Origin of the sequence: Thioalkalivibrio sp. ALJ24 (genome assembly GCF_000377785.1) — a bacterium.
In the GTDB taxonomy this organism is placed as follows: domain Bacteria; phylum Pseudomonadota; class Gammaproteobacteria; order Ectothiorhodospirales; family Ectothiorhodospiraceae; genus Thioalkalivibrio.
Genome location: NZ_KB898726.1, coordinates 27,801 through 43,104 on the forward strand (window position 1 = coordinate 27,801; position 15,304 = coordinate 43,104).

Here is a 15,304-nt window from a genome sequence, read left to right on the forward strand (position 1 = left end):
AGCGGGAAGAGGCCGAGCGGGAAGAGGCCGACCCGGCCACACTCCTGGCCGAGGCACGAGCCGCTTTCAGAGCGGAGGGGCGCGAGGCCGCGCAGGAGATCCTGAGCGAAGGCCTCGACCAGTTGCCCGAGGACAGCCGGGCGCGCGTTGACGTGCTGGGCGAACTGGGAAATCTGCAATACGCCGGGGGAGACGTGGCTACTGCCATGGAAACCTGGGACCGGGCGCTGGAAAAGCTCCCCGCGTCAGAACGGCCGGCGTGGATCGAACCCCTGCGCCCGATCTATGGACGCCACCATCCCGATGGTGCCGCCCACCTGGACCGCTTCCGCCCGAATCGGTGACTGGAAGCGGGCCGATTACCTGCGGCGATCACGGGAGTTCGCATGACTAACAACCACGAAAACTCTTTCGAGCACGAAGAAGACTATCGCGAAGTAAAGGAGGAGGCCACTGACGCGCAGAGGCGGGCCCATCGCCTCGAACTGATCGTTTACGCCTCACTGGCCGCATTCGCCGTGCTGGCGGTGTACGGTTTCTGGCTGATCACCAGCCTGACCCGGGACGTTTCCCAGCTGACCGTCGAGATCGCCGAGGTGCCACGGGTGGTGGATCGTGACATGTCGGCGATTGTGCGCCACATGGATGCAATGGAGGGCCACATGGTGGAGATTTCCGGTAGTACGACGAAGATGGAGGGCCATATGGCGACGATTGCCGGAACGATGGGAGGGATGGAGCAGGGAATCGCGTCCATCGACGAAGACATCGCGAAGATGAGCACGGATATCTCGTCCATGACCCAGGATACCGAGGTCATGGCCGGTTCCGTGATCGGTATGCAACGTGACATGTGGAGCCTGAATCGCAACGTGGGCGGTCCTATGGGTATGATGAACATGTTCAACCCATTCTCGGGGCAGGGCGGCCCATATCCGGGCTCGGGCGGCCACTACCGTCCGAGTCCGGGCCCGCAGTAGCGGGAGCGGCGTTCGGTCCGGACCCGAATCAATACGGAGATCGGAATGTTCAATCGACCTGGCAGCCGCGTCCGCAAGCAGCTCAAGCTCCTGAGCGATCGTCTGGCGGAGGAAAACCCGGTTCTCGAGGGTGTGGTCAACCCGTTTCGGGAACTGGATCGTGTCGGATATGCCTCGGGTCTGCTGGACCCGGAAGAGGAGTCCTACGCCTTCACCATTTCCTGGTGGCCGATGATCTCGGTGCTGGGAACCTTCTCCTCCGGCAAGTCCACGTTCATCAACGAGTTCGTGGGCGATACGGTACAGCGCAGCGGCAGCCAGGCGGTGGACGACAAATTCACCGTGATTTCCTACGGCGGCAGCGAACGGGTTCAGGAGCTACCCGGGCTGGCGCTGGACGGGGACCCGCGATTCCCGTTCTATCGGGTGTCCGACGAGATCGAACGCATTACCGATGGTGGCGGCCGTACGGTGGATCATTTCCTGGCGATGAAAACCGCACGCTCGGAGCAGCTGCGCGGGCGGATCCTGATCGACTCGCCCGGATTCGATGCCGACGAGCAGCGCACCACCATCCTGCAGCTGACCGATCACATCATCGACCTGTCGGACCTGGTGCTGGTGTTCTTCGACGCCCGACACCCCGAACCCGGCGCCATGCGAGACACCCTCGAGCACCTGGTCAATCGCGTGGCCGAACGCAACGACTTCACCAAGCTGGTGTTCATCCTCAACCAGATCGACACCACCTGGCGCGAGGACAACCTCGAGGAAGTGGTGGCCGCGTGGCAGCGCGCGGTTGTGCGTCAGGGCAATGCGACCGGGCGGTTCTACTGCATCTATAACGAGAGTGGCGCCGTCGAGATCGAAGACCCGCAGGTACGCAGCCGTTATCAGGAGAAATCGGCCCAGGATCGCGAAGAGATCCACGCCAAGATCCGGGAGATCAGCTCTTCGCGTTCCTATCGCATCATCGGCGCCCTGCAGGCGATCGCCGAATCGATCGAGATGGACGCACTCCCGGCCATCAAGCGCAGTCTTGACCGCTGGCGTCGGCGGGTATTGCAGTTCGACGCCGGCATGATGGGCCTGCTGGTCGTCCTGCTTGCAGTGGCCGCGTATCAGGCCACCGACGGGCTGGGTCCCTGGCTGGACGGCCGGGTGTGGCAGACCCTGCTCGACAACCCGGCCTGGACGTCGCTGGGGGCCGTGCTGATCGCCGCCGCGCTGGGCGGTATCCATTTCTTCAATCGGCACTGGCTGGCGCGGCGGATTGCGCGGGAACTGCCCAAGGAATCCGCCGCCGGAAACTGGCAGGCGGCGTTCCTCAAGAGCACCCGGCCGATGCGTTTCCTGTTCGCCCGCGGGCCGCGCGGTCTGGGGCGGCGGAGTCGGGCACGGCTGCATCGCCTGCGTGATCAGGCGGAGGCCTACATCCAGAAACTCAACAACCAGTTCGTGGACGCCAGCCCCGTGGACCCCGGCAGTGGCCGGGCCTCGGCGGCCGATGTCCATCGCCCGGCGGAACCGGCCACACGGCCGGCAGCGTCGGAACCCGGTACGGCCACGGAGGCGGCCGGCGAGAGCAGTGATGCAGGGAGCAGCGGAACGCGGTAGGCTTCGGTTGCCCGAGGCCGCCGACAACAACAATGCGGTCCCCGGACGGTCTGCGCCGTTCGCACCGAAGGAGGAGAACGATGATGACCGTGCTGGCGTGGGTCATGTTTGTTCTGGCGATGATTCTGGTGCCGATCTCGATTTGGGCCAGTCTTGCTGCCCTGGGCATTTGCGCGGGTTGCGCCTTCATCCGGGACTGGCGGCGCGGCCGCCAGAATGCCGGGAACTGACACCCGCAGTTAGAGGCGTTCGGGGCCGGGGGGCGCAGGGGGGCGCTCCCCGGCCTCGCCATGTATAACAACAGGAGGAAGACTCAATGAGCGACGAACAGAAGAAACTGGCCATCATCGCAACCAAGGGCAGCCTGGACTGGGGCTATCCCCCGTTCATCCTGGCCTCTACCGCGGCGGCCCTGGGTTACGAATGCGAGATCTTCTTCACCTTCTACGGTCTCAAGCTGCTGGAGAAGAAGCTGGATCTGCAGGTGACCTCGCTGGGCAATCCGGGCATGCCCATGCCAATGCCCATGCCGGTGCTGCTGCAGGCCTTGCCTGGCATGCAGAAGATGATGACCGTGATGATGAAGAACAAGATGAAGGCGAAGGGGGTCTCCGATCTGGAGGATCTGCGCGAGCTTTGCCAGGAGGCCGAGGTGCGCATGATCGCCTGTCAGATGACGGTCGACCTGTTCGAGATGGACACCAGTCATTTCATCGACGGCGTGGAATATGCCGGGGCGGCGGCATTCTTCGAATTTGCGGGTGATTCCGACATCTGCCTGTTCATGTAAAGGCCACGGCCCGTTGGCCGTCGGGGCCCCGGAGGATTCTCCGGGGCCTTTTTGTTTGTGTGAACCGTGCCCGTCGTACGGGGCGCGGACCCGCAAGCCCGGCGCGAGCCGTTATACTCTGCGGCCATGAAACGACTGCACCCTGATTCCTTCCCCACCCTCGAGGACTTTGTCGGCAACACGCCGCTGGTGCGCCTGCAGCGTCTGGCCGCGGATCTGCCGTCGACCGTGCTGGTCAAGCTCGAGGGCAACAACCCCGCCGGCTCGGTCAAGGACCGTCCCGCGGTCAACATGATCCGGGCGGCCGAGCAGCGTGGCGACATCCGCCCCGGCGACACGCTGATCGAGGCCACCTCGGGCAATACCGGGATCGCGCTGGCGATGGCGGCGGCGATCAAGGGCTATCGCATGGTCCTGATCATGCCGGACAATATGTCGGCCGAACGGCGTGCATCGATGAAGGCCTATGGCGCGGAGCTCAGGCTGGTGTCGCGCGAGGAGAGCATGGAAGGGGCGCGGGACCTGGCGCAGCGCATGGCGGATGCGGGCGAGGGCGTCCTGCTCAACCAGTTCGGCAATCCGGACAACCCGGATGCCCATTACCAGGGCACCGGGCCGGAGATCTGGCGCGACACCGAGGGTACGGTCAGCCATTTCGTGTCGTCCATGGGCACCACGGGGACCATCATGGGGGTCTCGCGCTACCTGAAGGAACGCAATCCGGAGATCGAGATCGTCGGCGTGCAGCCCGGAGAGGGCGCGTCGATCCCGGGGATCCGGCGCTGGCCGGAGGCGTATCTGCCGACGATTTTCGACGCCGCACGCGTGGACCGCACGGTGGACGTGACCCAGGAAGAGGCCGAGACCACCATGCGCCGGCTGGCGGCCGAGGAGGGCATCTTCGCCGGGGTCTCCTCCGGCGGCGCGGTGGCGGCGACCCTGCGCCTGGCCGCGCAGGTCGAGGGCGGGACCTTCGTGGCGATCATCTGCGACCGTGGTGATCGCTATATCTCCACCGGCGTCTATCCCGACTGAGGCAGGCATGTCCGCTCCCGTACTGGTTTTCGACCTGGAAACGGTGCCCGATATCGAGGGCGCGCGCCGGCTGCACGACTTTGACGGCCTGACCGACCGGGAGGTCGCCGATGCGCTGTTCGCGATGCGTCGGGCGCAGACCGGCTCGGAATTCCTGCGCCACCCGCTGCACCGCATCGTGTCCATCGGCGTCCTGTATCAGGGCGGGGACGCGCTCAAGCTGTCGGCCTTCGGGCGCGACGGCGAGGACGGGCACACGCCGGACGAGGCCGAGCTGCTGCGCCAGTTCTTCGGCGTGATCGACCAGCGCACCCCGACCCTGGTGAGCTGGAACGGCAGTGGTTTCGACCTGCCGGTGCTGCATTACCGCGCGCTGGTCAACGGCGTGCAGGCGCCGCGCTACTGGGAACAGGGCGACGACGACCGCGAGTTCCGTTACAACAACTACCTCTCGCGTTTCCACTGGCGCCACGTCGACCTGATGGACGTGCTCGCGGGCTTCCAGGGCCGGGCGGTGACCGGCCTGGACACCATGGCGAGTCTGCTGGGCTTTCCCGGCAAACTGGGCATGGACGGATCCATGGTCTGGCCGGCCTGGCGTGACGGGCGCGCCGGCGAGATCCACGACTACGTGGAACACGACGTGCTCAATACCTATCTGGTGTGGTTGCGGTTCCAGCACATGCGTGGCCATCTGACCGACGATGCCCTGAACGCGCGGGAGGACCAGCTGGCGGATTACCTGGCCGCCAGCCCGGCCGAACATCACCTCGAATTCCTCGAAGCCTGGCGGGGCTGACGGCATGAGCAAAAAGTTCGACCGCACCCCATTCGAAGCCGTGATCGAGGACGTGACGCTGGATGGCCAGGGTGTGATCCGTCGCGACGGCAAGGCCTGCTTCGTGCACGGGGCACTGGCCGGCGAACGGGTGCGCGCGGTGCAGACCGGGCGCAAGCGCCGTTTCGATCTGGCCGAGGTGGTGGAGGTGCTCGAGCCCGCTGCCGGTCGGGTGGATCCGCCTTGTGCATACTTCGGCCTGTGCGGCGGCTGCAAGCTGCAGCACGCTTCGGTCGAGCTGCAGCGCGGGATCAAGGAACAGGCCCTGTTCGACGCGCTGGAACGCATCGGGCACGTGACCCCCGAGGCGCGGTTCGAGCCGCTGACGGGGGCAACCCTGGGCTATCGGCGTACCGCGCGGCTGGGCGCCAAGCACGTGCCGAAAAAGGGCGGGACCCTGGTCGGATTTCGCGAACGCGGCAGTCCCTATCTGGCGGAGATGGACCACTGCGAGGTGCTGCATCCGGCGGTGGGGCACCGCATCCGTGCGCTGCGGGAGTTGCTGGACGGCCTGCAGGCCCGTGACCGGATCCCGCAGATCGAGGTCGGCGTGGATGACGACGACCGCGTGGCCCTGGTGTTCCGTCACCTCGACCCGCTGGACGAGGCGGATCAGGCGCGCCTGACGACCTGGGCCGAGGGGGAAGGCATCGACGTGTTCCTGCAGTCGGGCGGGCCGGAGACGGTGGTGCATCTCGCAGGCCCGGACATGCCCCTGGTCTACCGGCACCCGGATTTTGGCGTGGAAATCGGTTTCACGCCCATGGATTTCGTCCAGGTTCATCCCGAGGTGAACCGGGCCATGGTGCGCCAGGCGGTAGCGGCACTGGAGCTGGAGCCGGACCATCGGGTGCTGGACCTGTTCTGCGGGCTGGGCAACCTGACCCTGCCACTGGCCACCCGGGCGGCCGAGGTGACCGGGATCGAGGTGGATGACGCGATGCTCGCGCGGGCGGCGGACAATGCGCGCGGGCAGGGCATCCGCAACACCCGCTATGCACGCGCCGATCTGGACGACGCCGAGGCGCTGACGCGGGCCGACTGGCTGCACGAGGACTGGGACCGGGTTCTGCTTGACCCGCCCCGTACCGGCGCCGCAGCTGCAGTGGAGGCGCTGGGGCCGCGCCGAATCGAACGTCTGGTCTACGTGTCCTGTAACCCGGCGACCCTGGCGCGTGACGCCGAACGCCTGGTACATCATCATGGCTACCGGCTGGAGCGCGCCGGGATCATGGACATGTTCCCGCATACGGCGCATGTGGAATCCATGGCCGTCTTCGCTCGATCCTGAGGGCGGTTTTCAAGGAGGCAGTGAATGCTCGAGATCGTGAAAAGTGGCGGCTGGCTGATGCTGCCGATCCTGCTGTGTTCGGTGCTGGCGCTGGCGATCGTGCTGGAGCGTTTCATCTCGCTGCGCCGCGGGCGGGTGGTTCCGCGCGGGCTGCTGGGCCGCGTGTGGGAACAGATGCGCGAGCACGGGCTGTCGATGGAGGACATCGAACGGCTGCGCGAGAACTCGCCGCTGGGCGCGGTGCTGGCCGCCGGTCTGGCGACCCATGACCGCACTCGCCAGATCACCCAGGAGAGCATCGAGGAGGCGGGTCGCCGCGTCACCCATGAACTCGAGCGTTACATGAACACCCTGGGCACGATCGCGATGATCACCCCGCTGCTGGGGCTGCTGGGCACGGTGGTGGGGATGATCGAGGTGTTCACGGTGGTGACCGAGATCGGTGTCGGCAGTCCGCGGGATCTGGCCGGCGGCATCTCCCAGGCCCTGATCACTACCGCCACCGGGATCGGCATCGCGATCCCCGCCCTGATCTTCCATCGGTATTTCCGCGGCCGGATCGACGAGCTGGTGCTGGAGATGGAGCAGGAGGCCACCAAACTGGTGGAGATCATGCACGGCGAACGCAGCGCCAGCAGCGTCGAGGCCGGGGGGCAGGCGTGAATTTCCGCCCGCGCAACCGGCGCGAGGAGGAACCCGGCGTCAACCTCACGCCGCTGATTGACGTCGTATTCCTGCTGCTGATCTTCTTCATGGTCTCCACCACGTTCGACCGCCACGCGGATATCGACATCACCCTCCCGTCGGCGGACCGCGAGGCCGAACAGGTGGACGACCGCGCCTGGATCGACATCGTGGTGGATGCCGACGGCCACTATTTCGTGGATGGCCAGGAGCTGGTCAACCGCCGCTCCGAGACCCTGGAGCAGGTCCTGGGCGAGGTGCTGGAGGTCCGCGGGGACGACCCCGTGGTGATCCGCGCCGATGCCAGCGCCAGCCACCAGTCGGTTGTGCGCGCTCTGGACGTCGTGGGGCGTTTGGGGATCAGTGCGGTGTCGATCGCCACTCTGGGCGACGACGGCAGCGGCGCGGACGACTGAGCGCGATGTACGCGACGGAGCCCGGATACGATGCTGGCCTTTTGGGGGTCTGGCGCGGTGTCGCGCGGGACTGGCGGCGCGGGGAACGCACCCGTGCGCGTGCGCGGCTGGGATTCCTGACCCCGCCGCAGGAGCGCGGGCGGCTGATCTGGATCCGCGCCGGGGCGGACGCGGAAAGCCTGCGGCTGGGGATCGAGCTCCTGGGGTTCGTGCGTCACAAGCGGCAGGACGTGCGCATTGTGCTCACCTTCGAGCGTGACTGGCCGGAGCTGTTCGAACGTCACATGCAGCCATTTCGCAAGGTGGGCGTGGGCTACGGACCCTGTGACCGACCGCGCGTGGTGCGCCGAGTGCTGGAGCGCTTTCAACCGGCGGGGATCATCCTTGCGGGCGGGATGGCCCCGCGCCATTTGCTGGAGGCCGCCGCCGCGCCGGTGATCGCGGTGAACGCGGCGCCGCCGGACCCGGCGCCCACCCGGGGTCCGGTCCTCGGATGGCCGCGTGATCCGGACGAGCAGCGACGCTGGAACGATGCGACGGGAGAGGCCGTGTCCCCGCGCTGGCTGGAACCGGCGGATCCGATGGCACGATTCGTCGAGGCTCAGGCGGATGTCGTGCTGCGCTCGCTGGTGGGGGGCGAAGTGCGGCGCCTGTGGTGGTGGCACGGGACTCGGGGCGCCTGGCCGGCCTGGCACGAGGCCTGGCAGGCGTCCGGATTCGCCGCCGAAGACATCCTGCTGGCCAGCGTGGAGGACGATCCGGAACAACCGCTTGCCGGTCGTACGCTGCGCGTCAGCGAATGGGACCGCGAACCGCGTGCCCCCGGAGACGTGTTGCAGCTGGACGATCCGCGCTGGTTTGCCGCGGCCGCCAGTGCGGCGCAGGCGGTTCATCTGGATGCCCCCGGTTCGCGCGTGCTGTGGCAGGCCCTGGCCGGCGGTTCCGCGGTCAGTGTGGGGAAACACGGTACGCTCGAGCTGCCGGTGGAGGTCCATGCCAACCCGGCGGAGGTATTCACCGGCTGGGCGTCGCTGCGCGATGATGCGGCGGTGCGCCGTCAGCGAGGGGATGCCGCGCGCCGGCGTTTCTGGGACGAGCGCCGGCGCGTGGACGCGCACTTCGAGACGCTGCTGGCGGAGGTGTGGGACTGGTGACGTCCGTCGGCCGTGATCGATCCACGGGGAAGGGAGTCCGCCGATGAACGGGGCCTGGCTCAGTGAATGGTGGTGGCGCCAGTGGATGCAACGGGGCCCTTTGGCCGCCGCGCTGTATCCGCTGTCGCTGGCGTACGCGGGGCTGGCGGAGTACAACCGCATGCGTCTGGAAGACGTGCGACGCAATACCCGGCTGCCGCTGAAGGCCGTGATCGTGGTGGGCAATCTGACGGTCGGCGGCAGCGGCAAGACGCCGATGACCGACTGGCTCGGCCGGCGCCTGACCGAAGCCGGCTATCGGCCGGGGATCGTCTCGCGTGGTTATGGGCGGCGGGGCGATGCCGGACAGGCGGTGTATCCGGGCTCCGATCCGCGCGAGGTCGGGGACGAGCCAGTCCTGCTGGCCCGCCGGACCCGGCTTCCGGTACAGGTGGATCGCGATCGCGTGCGCGGGGCGCGGGCGCTGGCCGAGCGCGGGGCGGACGTGGTGATTGCCGACGACGGCATGCAGCATCACCGCCTGCCGCGCGATCTGACCGTGCTGATGGTGGACGGACGGCGGGGACTGGGGAACGGTCTGTGCCTGCCTGCGGGGCCATTGCGCGAGCCGCGCGCGGCGCGGGAACGCGCGGATTTCATTGTGCGCACCGGAGGGGAGCCCGCCGGCGGCGAGATCCCGATGCAGCTGGTACCGGCTTCGCGCCTGCGCCGGGTGGACGGCAGCGACGAGACCATGCGTCCGCGGATGCTGGGTGGTCGCGAGGTGCACGCGGTCGCCGGGATCGCGGATCCGGAGCGTTTCTTCTCCATGCTCGAACAGCGCGGGATCTATGCCATCCGTCACCCGTTCCCTGACCACCACCGCTTTCGCGCGCGCGATCTGCAGTTCGATGATGATCTGCCGGTTCTGATGACCGAGAAGGATGCCGTAAAATGCCGGTCGTTCGCGCAATCCCGCCACTGGTACTGGCCCGTGGCGGCCAGCCTTCCAGCCACTTTCGAGCCGGCCCTGCTGCAGCGTCTGACGACCAGCATCCGGCTCCGCCACCTGGGGTAAGTACAACATGGACAACCGCCTGCTCGACATCCTCGTCTGCCCGGAGACCAAGGGCCCGCTGAAGTACGACCGCGAGAATCAGGAACTGATCTCGGTCCAGGCCGGCCTCGCGTATCCCATCCGGGACGAGATCCCGGTGATGCTGGTGGACGAGGCCCGACGCATGTCCGACGAGGAAAAGGAACGCTGGCGCGACGTGTGAGCCCGGCATGGCCCCGTGGACAGATCCGTTTGTTGTCGTGATCCCGGCGCGGCTGGCGTCCAGTCGGTTGCCGGACAAGCCGCTGGTCCCGATCGCCGGGCGTCCGCTGATCGCGCACGTGGTCGAGCGCGCCCGCGAGAGTCGGGCGAGTCGCGTGATCGTGGCGGCGGATGACGAACGGGTGCTGAGGGTCGCGCGCGACGCTGGCGCGGAAGCCGTGTTCACCGACGCGGACCTGCCCTCGGGGACCGACCGCATCGCCGCGGTTGCGGCCGCCGAGGGCTGGGGCGACGAATCTCTGGTGGTCAATCTGCAGGGAGACGAACCCCTGACGCCCGGAGACCTGCTGGACGATCTGGCGGCTCTGCTGGCGGAAAGCCCGGAGGCCGAGATGGCGACCCTGGGGGTACCACTGACAAGCCCGGCGGATCTGCATGACCCCAACCAGGTCAAGCTGGTGACCGACGACCGGGGTCGGGCACTGTATTTCTCGCGCGCTCCCATCCCGTTCGATCGTGAGGCGGAGCGCGCCGGGCGCGCGCCCGATACGTCCGCCGCCGTACGTCATCTGGGCCTGTATGCCTATCGTGCCGGCTTCCTGCGGCGCATGAGTGCGACCGCACCTTCGCGTCTGGAACAACTGGAACAGCTGGAGCAACTGCGGGCGCTTGCGATGGGTGCCTATATCCGGGTTGGGCTTCGCGGCGAGGCTCATCCGCCCGGTGTCGATACCCCGGCCGATGTACAGCGCGTGGAGGCCGCCCTGGCCGGGGCCGCGGACTCATGAACGGGTGGTACTCCGGCTCGGTGCGGCGGGTAGCGGGTGCCCTGCTGCTGGCATTGCCGATGGCATTGTTGCTGGGCGGGTGCACGGACGACCCCGGGGAAAGTCCGGAACCGGAACGCCCGGTCAAACTGGTCACCGTGGGTGAACAGGATGCCCTGGTCCAGCGGCGTTTCTCGGGGCGGACGCAGGCCGCGGAGCGGTCCTGGCTGGCCTTCCGGGTGGGCGGCGTGGTGGAGGCCGTGGACGTGGAGCGGGGCGACCGCGTGGAGCAGGGCGAACGTCTGGCACGTCTGGATCCGCGCGATTTCGAACGCCGCGTGCGTGAACTGGAAGGGGCCCTGGTGGAGGCGCGCGCGGAACAGCTGATGCTGGAGCGCGGCGCGCGCGAGGAGGAGCGGCGTCAGCTGGAAGCAGCGCTGGAGGCCGCCGAGGCGCGCGAGGAGCAGGCCGAATCCGAATACCGCCGCGTGGCGCGCATGCGCGAAGACGGTCACGTGAGCCAGTCGGAATACGACCGCGCGCGGCGTTCCCTGCGCGAGGCCGCGGCCGACCGGCGTTCGGCGCGGGAGGCCCTGGCCATCGCGCGGGCGGGTGGTCGCGAGGAGGAGCGCGAGGCGGCGCGCGGCCGGATCAGCCGCCTGCAGGCCCAGCTGGATCAGGCCCGGGATGCCCTGGGGGACAGCGAGCTGAAGGCCCCGTTCACCGGTTTCGTCGCCGAGCGGGATCTGGAACCGCACGAGCCGGTGCAGGCGCATCATCCGGTCATCCTGTTCGAGGATCTGGATGCCATCGAGGTCGAGGTGGGGGTGCCCGAAGGCCTGCTGGCGTGGCGGGACCGGCTGGAGGCGGTGGAAGTCCGCATTCCGGCACTGGGGGGCACTCGCTTCGCTGCACACATCCGTTCCGTGGGCGTGGATGTGCTGCCGGGGCGTCAGACCTACCCGGTCAAGGTCCGGCTGGAGCCCCCCCACCCGCTGACCCTACCGGCGACGGCCGTTGTGCCCGATCGGGTGTTGCCGGGGATGACCGCCGAGGTGATGTTCCGTGCCCGACCGCAGTCGGGTGAGGGGATCATGCTCCCGCCCTCGGCGCTGGTGGAGCACGACGGAAGACACGCGGTGTGGGTGCGTGACCCGGAAGACGGGCGGGTGGCGCCACGGCAGGTCGAGGTGCTGGGCACCGACAGCCTCGGGGTTCGGGTTCAGGGCGATCTGGAACCGGGAGACGAGGTGGTCTCGGCCGGTGCGGGGCAACTGCGCGAGGGGCAACGCACCCGCCGTTTCAATGACGACGTCCCGACCTCCGGGCGCATCCGCCATCCCGACGACGGGGGCGACCCGCGGTGACACCCCCCGGCGGAGACAGCGCCGGCACGGGGTTCAATGCCGCGACCTGGGCGATCCAGCGTGCCCGCCTGGTGGTCTTCCTGACTGCCCTGCTCGTGCTTGGCGGGACCTGGGCGTTCATCGACATGGGCAAGCTCGAGGATCCCGAGTTCACCGTCCCCACCGCGCTGGTGCAGACCGGCTACCCCGGGGCCCGGGCCACCCGGGTGGAGGAGGAGGTCACCGAGGTGCTGGAGCGCCATATCCAGCAGCTCGACGAGCTGGATGAACTCGAGTCGGTCAGCCGCCACGGCGAGTCGGTGATCTTCGTCCACGTCGACGAGGCCCTGGGGGATCAGGCCCAGCGTCAGGTCTGGGACGAGCTGGAACGCACCGTGCGTGCGGCGGTGCCGGATCTTCCCGACGGGATCCGCGGCCCGCTTGTGGACGACGACTACGGCGACGTCTTCGGCACCCTGATGGCGATCCACGGAGAGGGCTACAGCCACCGCGAACTGCACGACTATGCCGATGAACTGCGGCGCGAACTGCTGCGCCTGCCCGGGGTGGCGCGGGCGGAGGTGTTCGGCGATCGTGGCGAACGCATCTTCGTCGAGACGCGGCGCGCCCGCCTGGCGGCGCTGGACCTGCATCCGGGGCAGATCATCCAGGCACTGGAACGGCAGAACGTGGTGGCGCCCGGCGGGGCGATCGAGCTGGAAGACGACCGCGTGCGCCTGTTCGTCTCCGGGGTGTTCGAATCGGTGGATGACGTCCGCAATCTGGCCATCCACAACCCCGAAACCGGGGAGCGTTTCCAGCTGCGCGATGTGGCCGAAGTACACCGCGGTGACGCCGAGCCGCCGGAACGCATGTTGCGCTATAACGGCCAGCCGGCGGTGGCGCTGGGGGTGAGCCCGACCGAGGGGACCAACGTGGTTGCCCTGGGTGACGACGTCCTGGAGCGCATCGAGGCGTTGCGCGGGGATCGTCCGGTGGGGATCGAGATCGACACGGTCAACTTCCAGCCGGAGACCGTGCGTGCGGCCATCCTCGATTTCGGGGGCAACCTGGCCACGGCCGTGGTCATCGTGCTGGGGGTGCTGCTGGTGGCGCTGGGCTGGCGCACCGGGCTTATCGTCGGCATGGGCGTCCCGCTGACCATCCTGGCGACCTTCTTCGTGATGTGGGTGGCGGGGATCGAGCTGCACCGGGTCTCGCTGGGGGCCCTGATCGTGGTCCTGGGGATGCTGGTGGACAACGCCATCGTCGTCGCCGAGCTGATGATGACCCGCATCCAGCGCGGCACCGAGCGACTGCAGGCGGCGCGCGAGGCGGTCAGCGAGACCGGAGGACCACTGCTGATCGGGACCCTGATCGCCGCCCTGGCGTTCTCGCCGATCAGCATGACGCCCACTCTGGTGGGCGAGTTCACCCGCTCGCTGTTCTGGGTGGTGGCGATCGCGCTGGGCCTGTCCTGGCTGCTGGCGGTGACCCTGACGGCCCTGCTGGCCTGGCGCTGGCTGCCGCAGCCCCGCAGGGACGAGCCATCCGATACCGATGAGCCGGGCCCGGGTGCCCGGGTGCTGGCCCTGTACCGTCAGGCGCTGACGGCCATGTTGCGCCATCGCCGTCGGACCCTGGCGGCGGTGGCTGGACTGATGCTGGTCGCGGTCGGGGCGTCGGCCCTGATCCCGCAGATCTTCTTCCCGCCCGCGGACCGGGCCCAGTTCATGGTGGACCACTGGAGGGGAGAGGGGACGCGGATCGAGACCACCGCGGCCGATGTGGCGCGGCTGGAGGCGTGGCTGTCGCAGCACCCCGAGGTGGAAAGCCATACGGCCTTCATCGGGGAAGGTTCGCCGCGCTTCTATCTGCCGATGATGCCCGAGCTTCCCAACCCGGCCCTGGCCCAGATCCTGGTGCAGGTGTCGGACGTGGACCGGCTGCACGAGGTGATCGCCGAGACCCGCGAATGGATGGACGGGCGTTTCCCCGGTGCGGACCCGCGGGTGCGGCCGATGCAGCTGGGCGAACCGGTGCGCTATCCGGTGGAGCTGCGCCTCTCCGGGCCGCAGGACCGGGGCGAACTGCGCGCCACCGCCGACCGCGTGCTGGAGTGGATGGAAGATCACCCCGACCTGGAGCGGCCTCGGCATGACTGGCGCGAACGCACGTTGACGCTGGACGTGCAGGTGGATCAGGACCGGGTACGGGCGGCCGGGCTGTCCAGCGCAGAGGTGGCCGAGACCCTGGAGGCCGGTGTCAGCGGCATGCCGATCGGCATCTTCCGCGACGGCGATCAGGCCCTGCCGGTCCTGTGGCGGTTCCCGGAAGACGAGCGCCGCGATCTCGCGCAGCTGCAGACCCTGGAGATCTGGCCGCGTGACGGCGGCGCGGCGGTGCCGCTGGGTCAGGTGGCCGCGGTGGAACCGGTGTTCGACGAGGCGGTGATCTGGCGCCATGACCGACGGCCGACGGTAACCCTGCAGGCGGATCTCGCCCCGGGGGCGACCGCCAGCGGATTCGTGCGCGAGGCAAACCCGGTGATCGACACGCTGCTGCAGGGAACCGGCAACGCCGAACGGGTGGAGCGCGAATGGGGCGGCGAGTTCGAGGCTGCCGCCGATGCGCAGGCCAGTGTGCTGGCGCCGGTGCCCATCGTCATCGGGCTGATGCTGATCCTGCTGCTGTGGCAGTTCAACAGCTTCCGCAACACCCTGGTGGTGGCACTCAGCGTTCCGCTGGCGGTGGTCGGCGTGGTCGCGGGGCTGCTGCTGTTCCGCCAGCCGTTCGGCTTCATCGCGCTGCTGGGCGCGATGAGCCTGGGCGGGATCCTGTTGCGCAACGCCATCGTGCTGGTGGAACAGGCCGAGCTGGAGCGCCGCCGCGGTCTGGAGCCGCTGGACGCCCTGATCGAGGCCTCGGTCAATCGTTTCCGCCCGGTTCTGCTGACCGCGCTGACCACCATCCTCGGGATGATCCCGCTGGCACTGTCGGGGCCCTTCTGGGCGCCGCTGGCGATCGCGGTGATGAGCGGGCTGGCCGCCGGGACGGTGCTGATCCTGGGAGTGGTACCGGTGCTATACGCGACCCTGCACCGGCTGCCACGCCCGACCTCCTGAGGC

The 15,304-nt window shown here is 68.3% G+C and carries 15 protein-coding genes and 1 pseudogene; all 16 read left to right on the top strand.

The genetic code is table 11. The features are described 5' to 3' along the window. Nucleotides 1-344 (top strand): annotated as a pseudogene (locus D571_RS14435) (hypothetical protein); the annotation flags it as partial. A 42-nt stretch (nt 345-386) separates the two neighbouring features. Continuing rightward, nucleotides 387-980, top strand: coding sequence for a hypothetical protein (locus D571_RS0104200; RefSeq protein ID WP_018935423.1), 594 nt, complete (start codon nt 387-389; stop codon nt 978-980). 45 nt (nt 981-1,025) lie between these two features. Then, nucleotides 1,026-2,597 carry a dynamin family protein gene (locus tag D571_RS0104205; protein ID WP_018935424.1) on the top strand — a complete coding sequence of 524 codons (1,572 nt, stop codon included), beginning with the start codon at nt 1,026-1,028 and terminating at the stop codon, nt 2,595-2,597. Nucleotides 2,598-2,677: 80 nt separating this feature from the next. After that, nucleotides 2,678-2,827, top strand: a complete 150-nt coding sequence (locus D571_RS14220) for a hypothetical protein (RefSeq protein ID WP_018935425.1) — start codon at nt 2,678-2,680, stop codon at nt 2,825-2,827. An 86-nt stretch (nt 2,828-2,913) separates the two neighbouring features. Next, nucleotides 2,914-3,387 (top strand): DsrE/DsrF/DrsH-like family protein, encoded by a 474-nt coding sequence (locus D571_RS0104215; RefSeq protein WP_018935426.1) that lies wholly within the window; start codon nt 2,914-2,916, stop codon nt 3,385-3,387. A 126-nt stretch (nt 3,388-3,513) separates the two neighbouring features. Further along, the gene (gene cysM, locus D571_RS0104220; RefSeq protein ID WP_018935427.1) at nt 3,514-4,422 is read left to right on the top strand and encodes a cysteine synthase CysM; all 909 of its coding nucleotides are present in this window, start codon (nt 3,514-3,516) and stop codon (nt 4,420-4,422) included. A gap of 7 nt (nt 4,423-4,429) precedes the next feature. Next, a complete protein-coding gene (locus D571_RS0104225) occupies nt 4,430-5,221 on the top strand; it encodes a 3'-5' exonuclease (RefSeq protein WP_018935428.1) in 792 nt (263 codons plus the stop codon). A gap of 4 nt (nt 5,222-5,225) precedes the next feature. Continuing rightward, entirely contained in the window at nt 5,226-6,551 is a 1,326-nt protein-coding gene (gene rlmD, locus D571_RS0104230; protein ID WP_018935429.1) for a 23S rRNA (uracil(1939)-C(5))-methyltransferase RlmD, read from the top strand. Nucleotides 6,552-6,575: 24 nt separating this feature from the next. After that, entirely contained in the window at nt 6,576-7,214 is a 639-nt protein-coding gene (locus tag D571_RS0104235) for a MotA/TolQ/ExbB proton channel family protein (protein ID WP_018935430.1), read from the top strand. Further along, nucleotides 7,211-7,651, top strand: a complete 441-nt coding sequence (locus tag D571_RS0104240; protein WP_018935431.1) for a biopolymer transporter ExbD — start codon at nt 7,211-7,213, stop codon at nt 7,649-7,651. Before D571_RS0104235 ends, D571_RS0104240 begins: the two co-directional genes overlap by 4 nt. A 5-nt stretch (nt 7,652-7,656) precedes the next feature. Continuing rightward, nucleotides 7,657-8,805, top strand: coding sequence for a glycosyltransferase N-terminal domain-containing protein (locus D571_RS0104245; RefSeq protein ID WP_026287569.1), 1,149 nt, complete (start codon nt 7,657-7,659; stop codon nt 8,803-8,805). A gap of 43 nt (nt 8,806-8,848) precedes the next feature. Beyond that, nucleotides 8,849-9,862, top strand: coding sequence for a tetraacyldisaccharide 4'-kinase (gene lpxK / locus D571_RS0104250; protein WP_018935433.1), 1,014 nt, complete (start codon nt 8,849-8,851; stop codon nt 9,860-9,862). A 7-nt stretch (nt 9,863-9,869) separates the two neighbouring features. Continuing rightward, entirely contained in the window at nt 9,870-10,064 is a 195-nt protein-coding gene (locus tag D571_RS0104255; protein WP_018935434.1) for a Trm112 family protein, read from the top strand. 7 nt (nt 10,065-10,071) lie between these two features. Further along, nucleotides 10,072-10,851, top strand: coding sequence for a 3-deoxy-manno-octulosonate cytidylyltransferase (gene kdsB, locus D571_RS0104260; protein ID WP_018935435.1), 780 nt, complete (start codon nt 10,072-10,074; stop codon nt 10,849-10,851). Next, nucleotides 10,848-12,197: an efflux RND transporter periplasmic adaptor subunit gene (locus D571_RS13565; RefSeq protein ID WP_018935436.1), complete on the top strand. Its 1,350-nt coding sequence runs from the start codon at nt 10,848-10,850 to the stop codon at nt 12,195-12,197. Before kdsB ends, D571_RS13565 begins: the two co-directional genes overlap by 4 nt. Further along, a complete protein-coding gene (locus D571_RS0104270; RefSeq protein ID WP_018935437.1) occupies nt 12,194-15,301 on the top strand; it encodes an efflux RND transporter permease subunit in 3,108 nt (1,035 codons plus the stop codon). Before D571_RS13565 ends, D571_RS0104270 begins: the two co-directional genes overlap by 4 nt. Nucleotides 15,302-15,304: the final 3 nt, after the last annotated feature.